This window comes from Pseudomonas sp. p21 (genome assembly GCF_001642705.1).
Classification (GTDB): domain Bacteria; phylum Pseudomonadota; class Gammaproteobacteria; order Pseudomonadales; family Pseudomonadaceae; genus Aquipseudomonas.
The window spans coordinates 548,209-569,240 of the sequence record NZ_LWBV01000002.1 but is presented as its reverse complement, the minus strand read 5'-3'; the positions used below and the strand labels follow the sequence as shown (position 1 = coordinate 569,240).

20 protein-coding genes are annotated in these 21,032 nt (G+C 62.0%); 18 read left to right on the top strand and 2 right to left on the bottom strand.

Annotated features, from left to right (window positions below):
- The first annotated feature begins 155 nt into the window (after window positions 1-155).
- The 5 genes from A4C63_RS07530 (at window position 156) to A4C63_RS07510 (ending at window position 5,527) form a co-directional block, all read left to right on the top strand.
- On the top strand, window positions 156-1,253 hold the full coding sequence (locus tag A4C63_RS07530) for a polyamine ABC transporter substrate-binding protein (protein ID WP_063912148.1): 1,098 nt from the start codon (window positions 156-158) through the stop codon (window positions 1,251-1,253).
- Window positions 1,254-1,411: 158 nt separating this feature from the next.
- A complete protein-coding gene (locus tag A4C63_RS07525) occupies window positions 1,412-2,506 on the top strand; it encodes a polyamine ABC transporter substrate-binding protein (RefSeq protein ID WP_063912412.1) in 1,095 nt (364 codons plus the stop codon).
- A gap of 71 nt (window positions 2,507-2,577) precedes the next feature.
- Window positions 2,578-3,720: a polyamine ABC transporter ATP-binding protein gene (gene potA / locus A4C63_RS07520; protein ID WP_063912147.1), complete on the top strand. Its 1,143-nt coding sequence runs from the start codon at window positions 2,578-2,580 to the stop codon at window positions 3,718-3,720.
- 35 nt (window positions 3,721-3,755) lie between these two features.
- Window positions 3,756-4,637, top strand: coding sequence for an ABC transporter permease subunit (locus A4C63_RS07515; protein WP_172827500.1), 882 nt, complete (start codon window positions 3,756-3,758; stop codon window positions 4,635-4,637).
- Window positions 4,634-5,527, top strand: a complete 894-nt coding sequence (locus A4C63_RS07510) for an ABC transporter permease subunit (protein WP_003258560.1) — start codon at window positions 4,634-4,636, stop codon at window positions 5,525-5,527. Before A4C63_RS07515 ends, A4C63_RS07510 begins: the two co-directional genes overlap by 4 nt.
- Window positions 5,528-5,633: 106 nt before the next feature.
- Here the strand turns inward: A4C63_RS07510 and A4C63_RS07505 are convergent, their stop codons facing one another.
- Complete coding sequence (locus tag A4C63_RS07505; RefSeq protein WP_063912145.1) at window positions 5,634-6,089, bottom strand: transposase; 456 nt, start codon at window positions 6,087-6,089, stop codon at window positions 5,634-5,636.
- A 584-nt stretch (window positions 6,090-6,673) separates the two neighbouring features.
- Between A4C63_RS07505 and A4C63_RS07500 the strand changes: the two genes are divergently transcribed.
- A complete protein-coding gene (locus tag A4C63_RS07500; RefSeq protein ID WP_013974701.1) occupies window positions 6,674-6,886 on the top strand; it encodes a DUF3077 domain-containing protein in 213 nt (70 codons plus the stop codon).
- A 163-nt stretch (window positions 6,887-7,049) separates the two neighbouring features.
- On the opposite strand, the gene A4C63_RS25395 is transcribed toward A4C63_RS07500, so the two are convergent.
- Entirely contained in the window at window positions 7,050-7,934 is an 885-nt protein-coding gene (locus A4C63_RS25395) for an RHS repeat-associated core domain-containing protein (RefSeq protein WP_082888277.1), read from the bottom strand.
- Between the two features lie 273 nt (window positions 7,935-8,207).
- Between A4C63_RS25395 and A4C63_RS07495 the strand changes: the two genes are divergently transcribed.
- From A4C63_RS07495 to A4C63_RS07440, 12 genes are all read left to right on the top strand, one after another.
- Window positions 8,208-9,296 (top strand): efflux RND transporter periplasmic adaptor subunit, encoded by a 1,089-nt coding sequence (locus A4C63_RS07495; RefSeq protein ID WP_024087886.1) that lies wholly within the window; start codon window positions 8,208-8,210, stop codon window positions 9,294-9,296.
- Window positions 9,293-10,360 (top strand): efflux RND transporter periplasmic adaptor subunit, encoded by a 1,068-nt coding sequence (locus A4C63_RS07490; protein WP_063912143.1) that lies wholly within the window; start codon window positions 9,293-9,295, stop codon window positions 10,358-10,360. The genes A4C63_RS07495 and A4C63_RS07490 overlap by 4 nt, the downstream gene beginning before the upstream one ends.
- The gene (locus A4C63_RS07485) at window positions 10,357-13,410 is read left to right on the top strand and encodes an efflux RND transporter permease subunit (protein ID WP_063912142.1); all 3,054 of its coding nucleotides are present in this window, start codon (window positions 10,357-10,359) and stop codon (window positions 13,408-13,410) included. Before A4C63_RS07490 ends, A4C63_RS07485 begins: the two co-directional genes overlap by 4 nt.
- Before the next feature lie 250 nt (window positions 13,411-13,660).
- Complete coding sequence (gene oscA, locus A4C63_RS07480; RefSeq protein WP_003258557.1) at window positions 13,661-13,843, top strand: sulfur starvation response protein OscA; 183 nt, start codon at window positions 13,661-13,663, stop codon at window positions 13,841-13,843.
- A gap of 48 nt (window positions 13,844-13,891) precedes the next feature.
- Complete coding sequence (locus tag A4C63_RS07475; RefSeq protein WP_063912141.1) at window positions 13,892-14,899, top strand: sulfate ABC transporter substrate-binding protein; 1,008 nt, start codon at window positions 13,892-13,894, stop codon at window positions 14,897-14,899.
- Window positions 14,900-15,084: 185 nt separating this feature from the next.
- Complete coding sequence (cysT, locus tag A4C63_RS07470) at window positions 15,085-15,903, top strand: sulfate ABC transporter permease subunit CysT (protein WP_063912140.1); 819 nt, start codon at window positions 15,085-15,087, stop codon at window positions 15,901-15,903.
- Between the two features lie 11 nt (window positions 15,904-15,914).
- Window positions 15,915-16,787, top strand: coding sequence for a sulfate ABC transporter permease subunit CysW (cysW, locus tag A4C63_RS07465; RefSeq protein ID WP_063912139.1), 873 nt, complete (start codon window positions 15,915-15,917; stop codon window positions 16,785-16,787).
- Window positions 16,788-16,790: 3 nt separating this feature from the next.
- A complete protein-coding gene (locus A4C63_RS07460) occupies window positions 16,791-17,780 on the top strand; it encodes a sulfate/molybdate ABC transporter ATP-binding protein (RefSeq protein ID WP_013974693.1) in 990 nt (329 codons plus the stop codon).
- A 402-nt stretch (window positions 17,781-18,182) separates the two neighbouring features.
- Window positions 18,183-18,974, top strand: coding sequence for an energy transducer TonB (locus A4C63_RS07455; protein WP_063912138.1), 792 nt, complete (start codon window positions 18,183-18,185; stop codon window positions 18,972-18,974).
- 30 nt (window positions 18,975-19,004) lie between these two features.
- Complete coding sequence (locus A4C63_RS07450) at window positions 19,005-19,724, top strand: MotA/TolQ/ExbB proton channel family protein (RefSeq protein WP_063912137.1); 720 nt, start codon at window positions 19,005-19,007, stop codon at window positions 19,722-19,724.
- 1 nt (window position 19,725) lies between these two features.
- Window positions 19,726-20,127, top strand: coding sequence for a biopolymer transporter ExbD (locus A4C63_RS07445; RefSeq protein ID WP_063912136.1), 402 nt, complete (start codon window positions 19,726-19,728; stop codon window positions 20,125-20,127).
- 295 nt (window positions 20,128-20,422) lie between these two features.
- A complete protein-coding gene (locus A4C63_RS07440; RefSeq protein WP_063912135.1) occupies window positions 20,423-21,004 on the top strand; it encodes an alpha/beta hydrolase in 582 nt (193 codons plus the stop codon).
- Window positions 21,005-21,032: the final 28 nt, after the last annotated feature.

Genomic DNA, 21,032 nt, shown 5'->3' with positions numbered 1-21,032 from the left:
GCGATGTGACATTAAGTCGTTACAAGGCCCTGCTTTCCTTGAAACAGAGCCTTGTAACTTGCCAGACTAGCGACTGTTTCAGTCGCCGCGCGCTCTGCACCGTAGGTCCTGGCTGCTGAACAGATGGCTAAATAAAAAATTCTGGAGCAATACGCATGAATAAAATGGGCAAGACGTTGCTGGCCGCCGCCCTGATGGGTGCCATGGCTACCGCTGTTCAGGCTGAAGACAAGGTGTTGAACGTCTACAACTGGTCGGACTACATCGCTCCGGACACCATCGCCAAGTTCGAGAAGCAGTCGGGCATCAAGGTCAAGTACGACGTCTTCGACAGCAACGAAACCCTCGAAGCCAAGCTGCTGGCCGGCAAGTCGGGCTACGACATCGTGGTGCCGTCCAATAACTTCCTGGCCAAGCAGATCAAGGCTGGCGTGTACGAGGAACTGGACCGTTCCAAGCTGCCGAACTGGAAGAACCTCGACACCGACCTGCTCAAGGCCGTTGGCGATGCCAGCGACAAGGACAACAAGCACGCCTTCCCGTACATGTGGGGCTCGATCGGCATCGGCTACAACCCGGAGAAGGTCAAAGCCGCGCTGGGCGTGGACAAGATCGACTCGTGGGACGTGGTGTTCAAGCCTGAGAACATCGCCAAGCTCAAGAGCTGCGGCGTGAGCTTCCTGGATGCCCCGACCGAAATGCTGCCGGCTGCGCTGCACTACCTGGGCCTGCCGAGCAACAGCACCAAGAAGGAAGACCTGAAGGCTGCCGAGGACCTGTTCCTCAAGATTCGTCCTTCGATCACCTACTTCCACTCGTCCAAGTACATCGGCGACATGGCCAACGGCAACATCTGCGTAGCCGTCGGTTACTCGGGTGACCTGGAGCAGTCCAAGGCCCGTGCCCACGAAGCCGGCGACAAGGTCAAAGTGGACTACGTCATTCCGAAGGAAGGTGCCGGTACCTTCTACGACATGGTCGCTATCCCTAAAGATGCCGAGCACAAAGACGCTGCCTACCAGTTCATGAACTTCCTGATGCAGCCGGAAATCATGGCTGAAATCACCAACGCCGTGCGTTTCCCGAACGGCAACGCTGCCGCCACCCAGTTCGTGGACAAAGAGATTACCAGCGACCCGAGCATCTACCCGCCTGCTGAAGTGAAGAAGCAGCTGTACGCGATCGCTGCGCCTGAGGCCTCTGCCCAGCGTGTGATCACCCGTAGCTGGACCAAGATCAAGTCGGGCAAATAAGCCCGATGCGGCACCTCTGGGCCGGGGGTTCCCGGCCCAGAGCCAGTGAAAGGCAATTGATGATTGCGGCATCGAAGCTGCGAAGGTAAGTTGCGCGCCGGTTTTGCGTGTGCGGCAGCATTGTCGCTACCCAGGCACTGATTGTGAGGACCAACCACTTGTCCATTTCTGTATTCCGCAAGGCCTTGATGGCTGGAGCGGGCCTGACGCTGGCATGCAGCGTCCAAGCGGCGCCTACGGTGCACTTCTACAACTGGTCCGACTACGTCGGCCCGACCACACTCGCGGACTTCGAGAAAGCCACGGGCATCAAACCCGTGCAGGACGTGTTCGATTCAAACGAAACCCTGGAAGGCAAACTGCTGGCCGGTAACACCGGCTATGACGTGGTGGTGCCGTCCAACCATTTCCTCGGCAAGCAGATCAAGGCGGGCGCGTTCCAGAAGCTCGACAAGAACCTGCTGCCTAATTATTCCAACCTGGACCCGGCGCTGATGAAACGCCTGGAAAAGAACGACCCGGGCAACCAGTACGCCGTGCCTTACCTGTGGGGCACCAACGGTATCGGCTACAACGTCGACAAGGTCAAGGCCGCGCTGGGCGTGGACACCATCGACTCCTGGGCCGTGCTGTTCGAACCCGAGAACATGAAGAAGCTCGCCAAGTGCGGCGTGGCTTTCCTCGACTCGGCGGACGAAATGCTGCCGGCGGTGCTCAACTACATGGGGCTGGACCCCAACAGCACCAATGCCAAGGACTACCAGGCCGCCGAGAAGAAACTGCTGGCGGTACGCCCGTACGTGACCTACTTCCACTCGTCCAAGTACATCACCGACCTGGCCAACGGCGACATTTGCGTCGCGGCGGGCTTCTCGGGTGATGTGTTCCAGGCCAAGGCCCGCGCTGAAGAAGCGAAGAAAGGCGTGAACCTGGCCTACGCCATTCCCAAGGAAGGCGGCAACCTCTGGTTTGACGTGCTGGCGATCCCCAAGGACGCCAAGAACGTCAAAGAGGCGCATGCCTTCATCAACTATTTGCTGAAGCCTGAGGTTATCGCCCAGGTCAGTGATTACGTCGGTTACGCCAACCCGAACCCCAAGGCTGGCGACCTGATGGACCAGGCCGTGAGGACTGACGCCGCGGTTTACCCACCGCAGGAAGTGCTGAACAAGATGTTCGTGAATTCAGAGTTGCCACCCAAGGTGCAACGGCTGATGACCCGTAGCTGGACCAAGGTCAAGTCGGGCAAGTAAAAATCCAGGCCCGCGGCGGCACCTGTAGAACAGGGCTCCCGGGCACAAAAATCTTGTTGGGAGTTTCACTCATGGCAGTTGCCTCCGGTGCCTATAAAAAAGCCCTCGAGGGTGGCCAGCAACCCAAGCAGGTGCTGGTCAAGATCGACCGGGTTACGAAAAAGTTCGACGAAACGGTAGCCGTGGACGATGTGTCCCTGGAAATCCGCAAGGGCGAGATCTTCGCCCTGCTGGGTGGCTCCGGTTCTGGCAAGTCCACCTTGCTGCGCATGCTGGCCGGCTTCGAGCGCCCGACCGAAGGGCGGATCCTCCTCGATGGCGTCGACATCACCGACATGCCGCCCTACGAGCGGCCGATCAACATGATGTTCCAGTCCTACGCGCTGTTCCCGCACATGACCGTGGCGCAGAACATCGCCTTCGGCCTGCAGCAGGACAAGATGCCCAAGGCCGAGATCGACGCCCGCGTGGCCGAGATGCTCAAGCTGGTGCACATGACCCAGTACGCCAAGCGCAAGCCGCACCAGCTGTCCGGCGGCCAGCGTCAGCGCGTGGCCCTGGCCCGCTCGCTGGCCAAGCGCCCCAAGCTGCTGCTGCTCGACGAGCCGATGGGCGCACTGGACAAGAAACTGCGTTCGCAGATGCAGCTGGAACTGGTGGAGATCATCGAGCGCGTGGGCGTGACCTGTGTGATGGTGACCCACGACCAGGAAGAGGCCATGACCATGGCCCAGCGCATCGCCATCATGCACCTGGGCTGGATTGCCCAGATCGGTTCGCCGGTGGACATCTACGAGACGCCTACCAGCCGCCTGGTGTGCGAGTTCATCGGCAACGTCAACCTGTTCGAAGGTGAAGTGGTTGACGACGCCGAAGGCCACGCGATCATTGCCAGCCCGGAGCTGGAGCGCAAGATCTATGTCGGCCACGGCATCACCACCTCGGTGGAAGACAAGCACATCACCTACGCCCTGCGCCCGGAAAAGATGCTGGTCACCACCCAGCAACCGACCTGCGAGCACAACTGGTCGCGCGGCAAGGTTCACGACATTGCCTACCTGGGTGGCCACTCGGTGTTCTACGTCGAGCTGCCGAGCGGCAAGGTCGTCCAATCGTTCGTCGCCAACGCCGAGCGCCAGGGCACCCGCCCGACCTGGGGCGATGAAGTGTACGTGTGGTGGGAAGACGACAGCGGCGTGGTACTGCGGTCATGAAACCTCGCAAGCTCAAGCGAGCACTCCAGCGCATCATCCCGGAGGGGCGGCACCTGGTGATCGGCGTGCCGTTCATCTGGCTGTTCCTGTTCTTCATGCTGCCGTTCTTCATCGTGCTGAAGATCAGCTTCGCCGAAGCCGACGTGGCGATCCCGCCGTATACCGAGATCTACAGCTACGTCGAAGACAAGCTGCAGTTGGTGCTCAACCTGGCCAACTACGGCCTGCTGACCGAGGATGAGCTTTATATCTCGGCCTACCTGGGCTCGCTGAAGATGGCCTTCTTCAGCACCCTGCTGTGCCTGCTCATCGGCTACCCGATGGCCTATGCCATTGCCAACGCCAAGAAGGAAACCCAGACAGTCCTGCTGCTGCTGATCATGATGCCGACCTGGACTGCGATCCTGATCCGCGTCTACGCCTGGATGGGCATTCTCAGCAACAACGGCCTGCTCAACGGCTTCCTGCTGTGGACCGGGTTGATCGACCAGCCGCTGCAGATCCTCAACACCAACCTGGCGGTGTACATCGGCGTGGTCTATTCGTACCTGCCGTTCATGATCCTGCCGCTGTTCGCCAACCTGGTGAAGCACGACCCGAGCCTGCTCGAGGCAGCGTCCGACCTGGGTTCGAGCACCTTCAACAGCTTCTGGAAGATCACCGTGCCGCTATCGAAGAACGGCATCATCGCCGGCTGCATGCTGGTGTTCATCCCGGTGGTGGGCGAGTTCGTGATCCCTGAACTGCTCGGCGGCCCGGAAACCCTGATGATCGGCAAGGTGCTGTGGCAAGAGTTCTTCAACAACCGTGACTGGCCGGTGGCCTCTGCGCTGGCGGTAGTAATGCTGGCGATCCTGATCGTGCCGATCCTGCTGTTCAACCGCAGCCAGGCCAAAGAAATGGAGGGCAGGGCATGAAGCGCTTCAGTTTCTCCAAGCTGATGCTGGTGCTCGGCTTGCTGTTCATCTACCTGCCGATGCTGATCCTGGTGATCTACTCGTTCAACGCCTCCAAGCTGGTGACGGTATGGGGGGGCTGGTCGGTGAAGTGGTACGTCGGCCTGCTCGACAACACCCAGTTGATGGGTTCGGTGATGCGTTCGCTGGAAATCGCCTGCTACACGGCGGTGGCGGCGGTGGCGCTGGGTACCTTGGCGGCGTTCGTGCTGACCCGGGTTACCCGCTTCAAGGGCCGCACGCTGTTCGGTGGCCTGGTCACCGCGCCGCTGGTAATGCCCGAGGTGATTACCGGTCTGTCGCTGTTGCTGCTGTTCGTGGCCATGGCGCAGATGATCGGCTGGCCGCAGGAGCGCGGCATCGTCACCATCTGGATCGCCCACACCACGTTCTGTGCGGCGTATGTGGCGGTGGTGGTGTCGGCACGCCTGCGTGAGCTGGACCTGTCGATCGAGGAAGCGGCGATGGACCTGGGTGCCAAGCCGTGGAAGGTGTTCTTCCTGATCACCATCCCGATGATTGCGCCGTCGCTGGCGGCGGGCGGCATGATGTCGTTCGCGCTGTCGCTGGACGACCTGGTACTGGCCAGCTTTGTGTCCGGCCCGGGTTCGACCACCTTGCCGATGGAAGTGTTCTCGGCGGTGCGCCTGGGCGTGAAGCCGGAGATCAACGCCGTGGCCAGCCTCATCCTGCTGTCGGTGTCGCTGGTGACCTTCTTTGTCTGGTACTTCAGCCGCCAGGCCGAAGAGCGCCGTCGCAAGGCGATTCAGCAGGCCATCGAAGAGGGTGCAGCGGCCAACGCGTCGCAGCCGCAGGTCAAGCGCCCGGCGCAGGTGGCTGCGTCGGCCTGACCCGGCCCTTTCGCGGGCTTGCCCGCTCCCACAGGGACATCACAGCCTTCAAGCTTGTGGTGATCCCTGTGGGAGCGGGCAAGCCCGCGAAGGCCCCAACAATGATTCAAAGCCATACCGCATCCCAGTGTGGATAGTCCCTTACACTCTTGACCAACCCAGCCCTCAAGGGATTGGCAACAATGTACCGGGCTACATGCACCACACTCTCCTCCCGCCGCAGCGCATGGTCATGGTAACCCGGTTGCCAGATCGGTTTGTGCCTGACACCTGCCTTGCGCAACGCAATGGCTGTGCGTGATTTGAACTTGCGCATCAACGTCCCCAATGCCACTTCCCTCAACTCGACCAGCCAATGCAGGTGGTCTGGCATCACTACCCAGGCCAGTGAATGGCAATCCTGAATGTCATTTGAAACCCGCAGGTGTTTGACCACCAGGCGAGCATTGTCGAAGTTATGGAACAGTGGTTTTCGTTGGTGCGTGATGGTGGTCAGCAGGTAGAGCCTGCCCGGCTCGGAGTAGCGCCCACGGCGCAGTCGGTGGGATTCGGCTAATGGCATTGTGATCTTCCTTGAAATTAACCCTCCTTTTGAAAGGTAGTGGCTGGAGCGGGGGGGACCGGGTGGCTGATGGTTTCTGAATATGGCAGAAGCTCATGCATTGCTGTGCCGGCCTCTTCGCGGGCGCGCCCGCTCCCACAGGTACAGCACAAGCTTGAGGCTGGCGACAATCCTGTGGGAGCGGGCATGCCCGCGAATAGGCCCTCAAGGCGTACGACTTTTCATCAACTCAAACCAAAGGCTTCAGTTGGATCGGCTTGGGAATTATCCTACGAGCCGCGTGGAAGCTGCTCTGTTGCTGGGGAAATGCCCCAAGGATAACGTCGTTGGGTTGCCGTTTCTGGTGACCGGGTGTGAGAACCCGAACGATGTTGAACGGGCTTCCAGTCATGGCGGCCTACGTGGGCAGGCTTCGGTCTGGCCGGGTTCAATGTCCTCGGTTTTCTCACCCCGCGTATGGCTGCCACCCCTTGTCCGTGAGAAAGACGAGTTGGCGGTTCAATTAACGACATTGGATTCCAACCATGACAACACACGTTCCAAATCACCCAAAAAACAGCAGTACCGTCGGTAATGAAACCTGCATGGACCTCTTCCGCGTCCAGGCCAATATCCCGTTCAACCATGCCTTCTCCGAACTCTCCGTAATGCTCGGGTGCATCAATCACCTGACGACCGAAGCCGAGATGGAGAATGACCGGCTGGCCGGCAGTGCGGCTAGAATTCTCAGTGGCTTTGCCAAAGCACTGATCGATGACATTGAGCTGGGACTGAACAAGGCGTCAGTTCAGCTCTGACCTGTACCGGCCCTTTCGCGGGCACGCCCGCTCCCACAGGGAGAGCGCAGGCATTGAGACCTGTGCTGTACCTGTGGGAGCGGGCGTGCCCGCGAAAAGGCCCGCGCAGGCGCTAGAGATGCCGAACTGATCTCCATCATTGCCGGTTATCCAAGCCTGAACTTCATATCGGGCCGCGAACATCACCAACGGGCATAGACATCTGGTAAGCAGTAGGTGGAGTTTCGAGAATGTTACGTCTCGGACTGTCTCCATTATTACCAAATGTGGTCATCTCCATCTCCTGATAAGAAGGGGGTGGAGGTTCGGGGAAAAGTGTGTTGTAGGCAGGAGGAGGTTCGCGGTTGGCAGTAGGCTGGTTAGATTGGGCAGGCCCTGCTGTTGGCTGCGAGCGCAGCGAGCGCTGCGTAACTAGTGCTTGTCTATTTCCGGAAGCCGAAGCAGCAAAAAGGGTCGCTACAAATGCAAAAGAGCCTGCCGTGACTGCAATGGCTTCGGCTGTTTCGGACTTCGTAGCGAGCGCTGTAACTCCTGCTGCGAATGTTGTTCCCCACAAGGCTGCCGACACAGCTATCATGGTCGTTCGACGGGAAAAGTGCCCCGTAGGATCAGTACTATTTACCGGATCCCCGGCACAGTACGCATAAGCGTTCGGGCCACCTTCATCAAACGGGCTTGAATTATCTGGGCTACAGAACCTCTTGTGCGTGGGGCTGAACAGGCGATAGCCATTGCCTAGCAAGTAACCGCCTGTTGCCGTGTCCAGTTGCTCGCCGTTGAATGCCAAGGGGTTGTTCGCTTCGCTCTGGGCCGGGCGTCGGCCATAGGGGGTATAAGCGAACTGCACCTTACCGGCGTGTCCAAATTCGCTCATGACGGTGTTGGTATTGTTCACCGTCATGATTGAGCGCGATACCTCAGCACCTGACGTGCATTGCGCCAGGAGGCTACCCTGATGCCGGAAGATGGAGCGTGTTACAGACCCGCCGAGTTCGGTGGAAACACGGCCGTTCTGGTAGAAGCGGCGTGAACTTTTTGCAGCGGCCATGGGGCCTCCGAGGGTTCAAGGGTGAACAGAAAAATGCCTCTCTGTGGTGCCACTGTCGGGGCGACCGGTTGGGCACACTATGTAATGCCCTGGCGATAATCGGCCACTGGCAGAAATGCCAGGTTTTTAACGAAAAAGTTGTGCCGAACCTGCCCTGTGTCGCCGGCATTCGGTATGCCTCCCTTGCGCATATGGCCAGTGCCGTTTGTCCAACCCTGAACTACGCTGACAGTCGCATCCCACGAATCATTTGCGCGCAAGCAAGGAGCCTGCATGACGTTGATACGTCCGCTGTTGGTCGTCTGCCTGGGGCTTGTGTCCCTGCTGTCGGGCTGTAGTAAGGAAGAAACCACCGAAACACTGCCACGCGTAGGCGTGCAACAGGTATCACCCACCGATTTCGCTGCCAGGGTCACCCTGACCGGCGATGTGCAGGCGCGGGTGCAGACCGACCTGTCGTTCCGCGTCGGCGGCAAGATCATTTCGCGCAGCGTCGATGTGGGTGATCACGTCAAGGCCAACCAGGTGCTGGCGCGGCTGGACCCGAAAGACCTGCAGAACAATGTCGACTCGGCCAAGGCCGAGGTGTTCGCCGCGCAGGCGCGGGTCACCCAGACCAGCGCCGCCTTCGTGCGCCAGCAAAAACTGCTGCCCAAGGGCTACACCAGTCAGAGCGAATACGATTCCGCCGAAGCCGCGCTGCGCAGCAACCAGAGCGCGCTCAAGGCCGCACAGGCGCAATTGGCCAACGCCAACGAACAACTGAGCTATACCGCGCTGGTCTCCGAGGCCGATGGGGTCATCACCGAGCGCCAGGCCGAGGTCGGCCAGGTGGTGCAGGCGACCATGCCGATCTTCAGCCTGGCCACCGATGGCGACCGCGACGCGGTGTTCAACGTCTACGAATCGCTGCTGGTGGCCCCGCCCAGCGATGCCGGCGTGATCGTCAGCCTGCTGGATGACCCGAAGGTCCAGGCCCGTGGCTTTGTGCGCGAAATCACCCCCACGGTGTCCGCGCAAAGCGGCACGGTGCAGGTCAAGGTCGGGCTGAGGGATGTGCCACCAGGGATGCAGCTGGGTGCACCGGTGACCGCCACCACCAATGCCCAGGGCCGGCCAAGTATCGAGCTGCCATGGTCGGCACTGACCAAGGCCCTGCATGAGCCCGCCGTCTGGGTAGTGGGCGAGGGCGACAAGGTAGAGCTGCGCAAGGTCGAAGTCAGCCGTTACCTCACCGGTAGGATCGTGGTCGCCAGTGGCCTGAAGGGCGGCGAAACCGTGGTGGTCAATGGCGGGCAGTTGCTGCACCCCGGCATGCAGGTGCTGAAGATCGATGCCAAGGCCAAAGGGGGTGAGCTATGAAGCGCCTGCTGCTGATGCTGTCGGCCGGCGTGCTGTTGGCTGGCTGCAGTAGTGAGGATGAAGTGCCGGAGCCGATTCGGCCGGTGCTGTCGGTCAAGGTCGAACCCCAGGTGCAGTCGCAGTTGGGCCGTTTCGCCGGCAGTATCCAGGCACGTTTCGAAAGCACCCTGGGCTTCCGGGTTTCCGGGCGAATTGCCCGGCGTTGGCTGGATGTGGGCGCCCAGGTGAAACCGGGCGACACCCTGGCCACCCTCGATCCGACCGACCAGCAGAACCAGTTGCGCGCAGCCGAAGGCGACCTGGCCAAGGTGCAGGCGCAGTGGATCAACGCCCAGGCCGATGCCCGCCGCCAGCAACAGCTGTACGACCGTGGCGTAGGCGCCCAGGCCCAGCTGGATATCGCCCAGACCAACCTGAAAACCACCAGTGCGGCGTTGGAGCAGGCGCGCTCTGCGCTCAGCCAGGCACGTGACCAGCTCGACTACAGCACCCTGCGCACCGACCATGCCGCGGTAATCACCGCCTGGCAGGCCGAAGCCGGGCAAACCGTCACCGCCGGCCAGGCGGTGGTAACCCTGGCCCGGCCGGATGTGAAGGAAGCGGTGATCGACCTGCCGATCGGCCTGGCCGAGCAGTTGAGCAAAGGCCTCACCTTCACCGTTGCTTCGCAGCTGGACCCGACCATCAACACCACCGCCAGCCTGCGCGAACTGGAGCCCCAGGCCGACGCCACCACCCGCACCCGCCGCGCGCGCCTGACCCTGGCCAGCACACCGGCGGCCTTCCACCTGGGCACGGCCATCAGCGTGACCCTGAGTTCGCAGGTGTCGCCGCGCAGCGAACTGCCCTTGAGTGCCTTGCTCGAGCGTGACGGCAAGACCCAGGTGTGGGTGATCGATACGCAACAGAAAACCGTGGCCACCCGTGACGTGACCCTGATCGACCGCACCGCCGACAGCATCGTGCTGACCGCTGGCGTGCAGCCCGGCGAGCGTGTGGTCACTGCCGGCGTCAACAGCCTCAAGCCTGGCCAGAAGGTCACCTTCGACGAGGATGCGCAATGAAAGGAAGCTTCAACCTGTCCGACTGGGCACTCAAGCATCAATCGTTCGTCTGGTACCTGATGTTCGTTGGCCTGCTGATGGGGATTTTCTCCTACTTCAACCTGGGCCGTGAGGAAGACCCGTCGTTCACCATCAAGACCATGGTCATCCAGACCCGCTGGCCCGGCGCGACCCAGGACGAAACCCTGTACCAGGTCACCGACCGTATCGAGAAGAAACTCGAGGAACTCGACTCCCTCGACTACACCAAAAGCTACACCCGCCCCGGTGAGTCCACGGTCTACGTGTACCTGCGCGACACCACCAAGGCCAAGGATATCCCGGAAATCTGGTACCAGGTGCGCAAGAAGATCTCCGACATTCGCGGTGAATTTCCTGCGGGCATCCAGGGGCCCGGGTTCAACGATGAATTCGGCGATGTGTTCGGTTCGATCTACGCCTTCACCGCCGACGGCCTGACCCTGCGCCAGCTGCGCGACTACGTGGAACAGGCGCGGGCCGAAGTGCGCGATGTGCCCAACATCGGCAAGATCGAGCTGATCGGCACCCAGGACGAAGTGCTGTACCTGAACTTCTCCACCCGCAAGCTGGCAGCCCTGGGCATCGACCAGCGTCAGGTCATGCAGGCCCTGCAATCGCAAAACGCCGTGACCCCTGCCGGGGTGATCGAGGCCGGGCCGGAACGTATCTCGGTGCGTACCTCCGGGCAGTTCACCTCGGAAAAGGACCTGCAAACCGTCAACCTGAAGATCAACGACCGCTTCTTCCGCCTGGCCGACATCGCCGACATCGAGCGCGGCTACGTCGACCCCCCTTCGCCGATGTTCCGCTACAACGGCCAGACGGCGCTGGGCCTGGCCATCGGCATGAAGGCCGGTGGCAATATCCAGGTGTTCGGTGCGGCGCTGAAAAAGCGTATGGACCAAGTGGTCGAGGACCTGCCGGTGGGCGTCGGGGTACACACCGTTTCCGACCAGGCCGTGGTGGTCAAGCAAGCGGTCGGCGGCTTCACCAGTGCGCTGTTCGAGGCGGTGGTGATCGTGCTGGCGGTGAGCTTCGTCAGCCTCGGCGTGCGTGCCGGGCTGGTAGTAGCCTGCTCGATCCCGCTGGTGCTGGCCATGGTGTTCGTGTTCATGGAATACAGTGGCATCACCATGCAGCGGATTTCGCTGGGGGCGCTGATCATCGCCCTGGGCCTGTTGGTGGACGATGCGATGATCACCGTGGAGGTGATGGTCACACGGCTGGAAATGGGCGAAAGCAAGGAGCAGGCGGCGACTTTTGCCTATACCTCCACAGCCTTCCCCATGCTCACCGGCACCTTGGTGACGGTGGCCGGCTTCGTGCCGATCGGCCTCAACGCCAGTTCGGCAGGTGAGTACACCTACACGCTGTTTGCGGTAATTGCCGTGGCACTGATGGTGTCGTGGGTGGTGGCGGTGTTCTTCGCTCCGGTGCTCGGCGTGCACATTCTCAGCAGCGCCAAGCTCAAGCCCCATGAAGCCGAGCCGGGCCGTGTCGGCCGGGTCTTCGAGCATGGTTTGTTGTGGTGCATGCGCAACCGCTGGCTGACCATCATCGGCACCGTGGCGCTGTTCGCCCTGGCGATTTTCTGCGAGCGCTTCGTGCAGAACCAGTTCTTCCCGTCCTCGGACCGCCCGGAAATTCTCGTCGACCTCAACCTGCCGCAAAACGCCTCGATCGAGGAGACGCGCAAGGTGGTCGACCGCTTCGAGGCGCGGATCAAGGACGACCCGGACCTGGTGCACTGGAGCACCTACATCGGCCAAGGTGCGATCCGTTTCTACCTGCCCCTCGACCAGCAGCTGCAGAACCCGTACTACGCGCAGCTGGTGATCGTCAGCAAAGGGTTCGAGGAACGCCAGGCCATGATGGAGCGCCTGCAGAAGATCCTGCATGAAGAGTTCGTCGGCATCGGCGTCAACGTGCAATCGCTGGAGATGGGCCCGCCGGTGGGCCGACCGATCCAGTACCGGGTCAGCGGCGCCAATATCGACGAGGTGCGCAAACACGCCATCGACCTGGCCACCTTGCTCGACCAGAACGAGCACATCGGCGAGATGATCTACGACTGGAACGAGCCGGGTAAGGTGCTGCGCGTGGAAATCGCCCAGGACAAGGCGCGTCAGCTGGGGTTGTCATCGGAAGACGTGGCCAATGTGATGAACAGCATCGTCAGCGGCGTGCAGATTACCCAGGTCAACGACAACATCTACCTGGTCGACGTGGTCGCCCGCGCCGAGGACAGCGAGCGTGGGTCACCCGATACCCTGCAGAACCTGCAGATCCTCACGCCCAACGGCACCTCGATCCCGCTGCTGTCGTTCGCCACCGTGCGCTACGAACTGGAGCAGCCGCTGGTATGGCGCCGTGACCGCAAGCCGACCATCACCATCAAGGCCTCGGTCAACGGCGATATCCAGCCTACCGACCTGGTGGCCCAGCTGAAGCCGAAGATTGACGAGTTCGCCAGCAAGCTGCCGGTGGGCTTCGAAGTGGCCACCGGTGGTACGGTTGAGGAGAGTGCCAAGGCCCAGGGGCCGATCCGCAAGGTCATCCCGCTGATGCTGTTCCTGATGGCGACGTTCCTGATGATCCAGCTGCACAGCGTGCAGAAGCTGTTTCTGGTGGTCAGCGTGGCGCCGCTGGGGCTGATTGGCGTGATCATTGCGCTGGTGCCCACAGGTACGCCCATGGGCTTCGTGGCGATTCTCGGCATTCTCGCGCTGGCGGGCATCATCATTCGTAACTCGGTGATCCTGGTGACCCAGATCGACGAGTTCGAAGCCCAGGGCTTGTCGCCGTGGGATGCGGTGGTGGAAGCCACCAACCATCGGCGCCGGCCGATCCTGCTGACCGCGGCGGCGGCGAGCCTGGGCATGATCCCGATTGCCCGCGAGGTGTTCTGGGGGCCCATGGCCTACGCCATGATCGGCGGGATCATCGTGGCGACCCTGCTGACGCTGCTGTTCCTGCCGGCCTTGTATGTGGCCTGGTACAAGATCCGCGAGCCACAGAAACATCCCTGAAGCCTTGCAGTGAACCCTGTGGGAGCGGGTTTACCCGCGAATGCGATGGCAGATCTACCGCCGCATTCGCGGGTAAACCCGCTCCCACGGGGCCTTCTGTTGTCTTCAGGATGAGTTTTTGTTTTTGGTTATATAAAAATTCTTAAACAGTATTTTTAAGAATAACTCCGCCTCACTACTATTGCCCTCAAGCCAGGCAATAAATCCCCTTCAAACCCCTGCCCGGCATCTCACTCCAAGGAGAACGAGCATGAGTGCATCTCTGCGTAGCATCGACGGTCAGGACGAAGCCACCATTCTGCGTGAAATCCAGAGCGCTCTGCGCGACCTGCGATTCGGTGCGGTGGAGATCACTGTGCACAACGCTCAGGTCGTACAGATCGAGCGCAAGGAGAAGTTCCGCCTGCAGCAGCCCGGCAACAAGACCGGCTGATCGCGCCACACATCCAAAACTAGAAAAATGCCAATCGGGAGCTTCACCATGTCCATCCGCCGTTATGCGCTCGCCGCCCTGGCCAGTGCTGTTTTTGCCGGTTCCGCCATCGCCAAGGACTACGAACTGCTGAACGTGTCCTACGACCCGACCCGCGAGCTGTATCAGCAGTACAACGCCGAGTTCATCAAGCACTGGCAGCAGGCCCACCCGGGCGACAAGGTGAAGATCCAGCAATCCCACGGTGGTTCGGGCAAGCAGGCCCGTGCGGTGATCGACGGCCTGCGTGCCGACGTGGTGACCCTGGCCCTGGCCGGCGACATCGACGAAGTCGCCAAGCTCGGCAAGACCCTGCCGGACAACTGGCAGACCCGCCTGCCGGATGCCAGCACCCCGTACACCTCGACCATTGTGTTCCTGGTGCGCAAGGGCAACCCGAAAGGCATCAAGGACTGGGGCGACCTGATCAAGAAAGACGTGTCGGTCATCACCCCCAACCCGAAAACCTCCGGCGGCGCCCGCTGGAACTTCCTGGCCGCCTGGGCCTATGGCCTGAAGACGGGCGGTAACGAAGAGAAGGCCAAGGCATACGTGCAGGAGCTGTTCAAGCACGTGCCGGTGCTGGACACCGGCGCCCGTGGCTCGACCATCACCTTCGTCAACAACGGCCAGGGCGATGTGCTGCTGGCGTGGGAAAACGAAGCCTTCCTGGCGCTGAAGGAAGACGGTGGTGCCGACAAGTTCGAGATCGTCGTGCCTTCGCTGTCGATCCTTGCCGAACCGCCGGTGGCGGTGGTGGACAAGAACGCCGAGAAGAAGGGCAATACCGAGATTGCCACCGAATACCTCAAGCACCTGTACAGCCCGGCCGGGCAGAAGATTGCCGCCGAGAACTTCTACCGCCCGCGTGACGAGAAGGTCGCAGCGGAGTTTGGCAAGCAGTTCCCGAAACTTGACCTGGTAACCATCGACAAGGACTTTGGTGGCTGGAAAACTGCACAACCGAAATTCTTCAACGATGGCGGTGTGTTCGACCAGATCTATCAGGCACAGTAATCGCCAAGGAAAAGCGGGGCCGCTATGCGGCCCATTCGCGACGCAAGGCCGCTCCCACAAGGAACCGCAATCTCCTGTGGGAGCGGCCTTGCGTCGCGATTGGGCTGCAAAGCAGCCCCAAGATTCAGAAGCCTGCACCGGCCCGGGATTGATTCCGGGCTTCGTGCGTTCAACCAGGGATATTTATGTCACGCCGCATTTCCCCCGTCATACCCGGCTTCGGGCTGACGCTGGGCTACACCTTGGTGTACCTCAGCCTGATCGTGCTGATACCGCTGGCCGCCATGTTCGTGCATGCCGCGCAGCTTACCTGGGAGCAGTTCTGGAACGTCATCAGTGCGCCGCGGGTGATCGCCGCGCTCAAGCTGAGTTTCGGCACCGCCCTGTTCGCCGCCGTCATCAACGGTGTGATCGGTACCCTGCTGGCCTGGGTGCTGGTGCGTTACACCTTCCCCGGGCGCAAGATCATCGATGCGATGATCGACCTGCCGTTCGCCCTGCCCACGGCCGTAGCCGGTATCGCCCTGACCGCCCTGTACGCGCCTTCGGGCTGGGTCGGCCAGTTCGCCACCGACCTGGGCTTCAAGATCGCCTACACCCCGCTGGGCATCACCCTGGCGCTGACCTTCGTCACCCTGCCGTTCGTGGTGCGTACGGTGCAGCCGGTACTGGCCGACATTCCGCGTGAAGTGGAGGAGGCCGCCGCCTGCCTGGGCGCCAAGCCGCTGCAGGTGTTCCGCCACGTGCTGGCGCCAGCGCTGCTGCCTGCCTGGCTGACAGGCTTTGCCCTGGCCTTCGCCCGCGGCGTGGGCGAGTATGGTTCGGTGATCTTCATTGCTGGCAACATGCCGATGAAGACCGAGATCCTGCCACTGCTGATCATGGTCAAGCTCGACCAGTACGACTACACCGGTGCGACCGCCATCGGCGTGCTGATGCTGGTGGTTTCCTTCATCCTGCTGCTGCTGATCAACCTGCTGCAGCGCCGTATCGAAACCCCTTGAAGGAGGCCGGCATGTCCAGTACATCCCTGAATGCAACCGCCGCCGCCAATGCCGCCCGCCGGGGCAGCGCCACATCGCGGCGCATCCTGATCGGCCTTGGCTGGCTGGTGTTCGCGCTGTTCCTGCTGCTGCCGCTGGTAATCGTGGTGTCGCAGGCGCTTAAGAACGGCTTTGGCACCTTCTTCGAGGCGATCTTCGAGCCTGACGCGTTGTCGGCCCTGAAGCTGACCCTGCTGGCCGTGGTCATTTCGGTGCCGCTGAACCTGGTGTTCGGCGTCAGCGCCGCCTGGTGCGTGAGCAAGTACACTTTCCGTGGCAAGAGCATCCTGGTCACCCTGATCGACCTGCCGTTCTCGGTATCGCCGGTGATCGCCGGCCTGGTCTACGTGCTGATGTTCGGCGCGCAAGGCCTGTTCGGGCCGTGGTTGCAGGACCACGATATCCAGATCGTGTTCGCCCTGCCGGGCATCGTCCTGGCCACCATCTTCGTCACCGTGCCGTTCGTGGCCCGTGAGCTGATCCCGCTGATGCAGGAGCAGGGCACGCAGGAAGAGGAGGCCGCGCGCCTGCTCGGCGCCAATGGCTGGCAGATGTTCTGGCACGTGACCCTGCCGAACATCAAATGGGGCCTGATCTACGGCGTGGTGCTGTGCACCGCGCGGGCCATGGGCGAGTTTGGCGCGGTGTCGGTGGTGTCGGGCCACATCCGCGGCGTGACCAACACCTTGCCGCTGCACGTGGAGATCCTCTACAACGAGTACAACCACGTCGCGGCCTTCAGCGTGGCCAGCCTGTTGCTGATCCTGGCGCTCTTCATCCTGCTGCTCAAGCAGTGGAGCGAGAACCGTATTAACCGCCTGCGCCACAGCGCCGCGGAGGAATGATTCATGTCGATCGAAGTTCGTAACGTCAGCAAGCGCTTCAACAGCTTCCAGGCCCTGGACAACATCAACCTGGACATCAACAGCGGCGAGCTGGTGGCCCTGCTTGGCCCGTCCGGCTGCGGCAAGACTACCCTGCTGCGCATCATCGCCGGCCTGGAAACCCCGGACCAGGGCAATATCGTGTTCCACGGCGAGGACGTGTCCGGCCATGACGTGCGCGACCGCAACGTCGGTTTCGTGTTCCAGCACTACGCGTTGTTCCGCCACATGAGTGTGTTCGACAACGTTGCCTTCGGCCTGCGCATGAAGCCCAAGGGCGAGCGCCCGAGCGAGAGCAAGATTGCCGAGAAGGTGCATGAACTGCTGAACATGGTGCAACTGGACTGGCTGTCCGACCGCTACCCCGAGCAGTTGTCCGGTGGCCAGCGCCAGCGTATCGCCCTGGCCCGCGCCCTGGCGGTGGAACCCAAGGTGCTGCTGCTGGACGAGCCGTTCGGTGCGCTGGATGCCAAGGTGCGCAAGGAGCTGCGCCGCTGGCTGGCGCGCCTGCATGAGGACATCAACCTGACGTCGGTGTTCGTCACCCACGACCAGGAAGAGGCCATGGAGGTGGCTGACCGCATCGTGGTGATGAACAAGGGCGTGATCGAGCAGATCGGCTCGCCGGGCGAGGTGTACGAGCACCCGGCCAACGATTTCGTCTATCACTTCCTCGGGGACTCCAACCGCCTGGCCCTGAGCGAAGGGCATCATGTGCTGTTCCGCCCGCACGAAGTGTCGCTGTCGCGGCACGAGACCGAAGGGCACCATGCGGCCGAGGTGCGCGATATCCGGCCGTTGGGCGCGACCACGCGGGTGACCTTGAAGGTGGAAGGGCAGAGCGAGCTGATCGAGGCCGAGGTGGTCAAGGACCATGACAGCCTGACCGGGTTGGCGCGGGGGGAGACATTGTTCTTCCGGCCGAAGGTTTGGCAGAAGGTGGCGGATATCTGAGTCGCCTTTGATGATGAAAAAGCCCGGGGTTGGTCCCGGGTTTTTTTATGCCTGATGGATTGTTGGGGCTGCTTTGCAGCCCATCGCAGCACAAGGCTGCTCCTACAAGGACCGCGCATTGCCTGAACTAGCGCGGTCCCTGTAGGAGCAGCCTTGTGCTGCGATTCGAGGGCGCAGCCCTCGCGGCAATCTCATGCCTTGCGCGAATATTTTGAATGCCTGCAAAGCATGATTCGTGGCTCGCTCTGCTACACCTCGCGAAACTCGCGGCGTTGAGACAACTCACCAAAATAGATATTCGGTATAGTTCTAACCATAATTTTAAACATTACTTTAAGGGATAAGCCTCTGGCACCGATGATTCAGCTACACACCTGAATCGGAACCCCAGGAGTTTGATCAATGGGTAATGTCCAGTCGGCCGTCAGGGCCTACGACCAGCCATGGCGCCCGGCCCCGGGCGACCTGGTCGAGCTTGGACGCACGCTTCGCCTTCCGCTTGGCCAGCTGCGCCTGCAACGCACGCCCGTCAGTGGGCTCAAGCGCCGCGACAAGCTGGTGTTGAGCCTGCTGGTGCTGGCCCTGCATGGCGCTGCAGCGTACTGGGTCAGCCAGGCACCAACGCCCGAGCTGCCGGTGGTGCCACCGCAAGTACCGCCCATGACCATCGAGTTCGCCGCGCCGGCGCCGCCTGTCGTCGAGCCACCGCCACCAGCCCCGGCACCGCCGGTGGTCCAGCCGCCACCGCCGCCTGTGGTCGACGAACTGGCCGCCAAGCCTAAACCCAAGCCAAAACCCGTACCCAAGCCGGTGGTCAAGCAACAGCCCAAGCCACAGCCCAAGCCGGTCGAGGCACCGCCGCCAGCCCCTGTGGCCGCCCCGGTACCGCCAGCGCCACCCGCGCCGGCCCCGGTCACCCCGGCCTCGGCCAACGCGGCGTACCTGAAGAACCCGGCGCCGGAGTACCCGCAGATGGCTCAGCGGCGCGGTTGGGAAGGCACCGTACTGCTGCGCGTCGAGGTGCTGCCCAGCGGCAAGCCCGGGCAGATCCAGGTCCAGAAGAGCAGCGGCCGCGATGCCCTCGACGCTGCCGCACTGGCCGCGGTCAAGCGCTGGAGCTTCGTGCCTGCCAAGCAGGGCGACGTGGCCCAGACCGGCTGGGTCAGCGTACCGATCGATTTCAAGCTTCGCTAACTTTCTCGCAGAACACAGGAAGACATCATCATGAGCCTGCTGGCATCCCCCCTCGAATCCGTTGAAAGCGCAGTCATCTGGCTGCTGGTCGGTTTTTCTGTCGTCACCTGGGGCCTGGCCCTGGTCAAGGTCGTGCAGTTCGTGCGGCTGAAGCATCAGGACAAGCGCTTCCACCAGCAATTCTGGGCCGCCTCGAGCCTGGACTCGGCTGCCGAGCCCAGCCACGAACTGCCAGGCCCGGCCGCACGCGTTGCCCAGGCCGGTTACGCTGCCATCGCCGTCGGTGACAGCCAGGCCAACGACCTGAGCCACGCCATCAACCACCAGGATCGCCTGGAGCGTGCCCTGCGCCAGCAGATCGTGCGTGAGCGCCGCTCGCTGGAAACCGGCCTGGCGGTGGTCGCCAGTATCGGCAGCACCTCGCCCTTCATCGGCCTGTTCGGCACCGTGTGGGGCATCATGGAAGCGCTCAAGGGCATCAGCGCGGCCGGCTCCGCCAGCCTGGAAACCGTGGCCGGGCCGATTGGCGCAGCACTGGTGGCCACCGGCGTGGGTATCGCCGTCGCGGTACCGGCGGTGCTGGTCTACAACTACTTCCTGCGCCGCCTCAAGCTCACCGCCGCCGACCTCGATGACTTCGCCCACGACTTCTACAGTCTGGCGCAGAAGAGTGCCTTCCGCGTGCTGGTGCACCCGGCGGTGCACAGGCCCCAGGCCGGCTTCACCCAGCCGGTGAAGGAGGCGTCCTGACATGGCCTTTTCGACCCAGGACAGCGACGAAGTCCTCAGTGAAATCAACGTCACGCCGTTGGTGGACGTCATGCTGGTGCTGCTGGTGGTGTTCATCGTCACTGCGCCGTTGCTGACCAATGCCATCCCCATCAACCTGCCCAAGACCGAGGCCGTGGCCCCGGTGGAGCAGAAGGACCCGCTGGTGGTCAGCATCGATGGTGGCGGCAAGTTGTTCATCAACAAGGACGAGATCCAGCCCGACCTGCTGGAAACCAGCCTCAAGGCTGCCAAGGACAAGGACGCGGATGTGCGTGTACAGCTGCAGGCCGATGACGGCGTGAACTACGGCGAAGTGGCGCGGGCCATGGCGGCTATCGAACGTGCGGGGATCAGCAAGCTGGCGGTGATTACCGCGCGCTGACTTCGCCAACCCTCTTCAGGCAAGTGACTCTCGCAAGTGCGTAGGGGCCATATCTCTTGGCAGGGGTTGGCCCTCTTTTTTTGCGTGATCCCTGTGGGAGCGGGCGTGCCCGCGAACACGGGCGAAGCCCGTGCCATCCACCGCGGTGCTTGCTTCGCGGGCATGCCCGCTCCCACAGGGATCGCACAAGGTGCATATATTTTTGGTTATTAATAAATAGCTTCTTATTCCTTTACTGATATAACTCCCTCCCTATACTTGTCTCCAAGCACGCAAACTCACTGGAGGCGTCCCCATGCGCAATGAGTCGATTCGTTACCTGATTGTGCCGGGCTGGCAAGGATCGCCAGACAACCATTGGCAAAGTCACTGGCAGCGCACCCTGCCCAACAGTGCCCGGGTCGAGCAGCACGACTGGCTGACCCCGCAACGCCAGGACTGGGTGCAGGCGCTGGAGCAGGCGATTGCCGCCGAGCGCTCGCCGGTGATTCTGATCGCCCACAGCCTGGGCTGCATCACCGTCGCTCATTGGGCCGCGCAAACCAGCCCGGCCCTGCTGCGGCGGGTACGTGGCGCACTGCTGGTGGCGCCCGCTGACGTGGAGCGGCCGACCTGTGCGCCGGCGCTGCGCAACTTCGCGCCGATCCCGACCGAGGCACTGCCATTCCCCAGCCAGGTGGTCAGCTCGGACAACGACCCGGCCGTGAGCGTGCCAAGGGCGCTGTACCTGGCCCAGGTATGGGGCGCCGAAGCAGGGCTGCTGACCAACGCCGGGCACATCAACGTCAAGTCCGGCCATGAGCGCTGGGAACAAGGCTTCGCCTACCTGTATCGCTTGCAAAGCCGGGTCGAGCAGCGCGCACTGCGCCGCGCCTGATCGTCCTTACTGTTTACCGTTTGCCTGA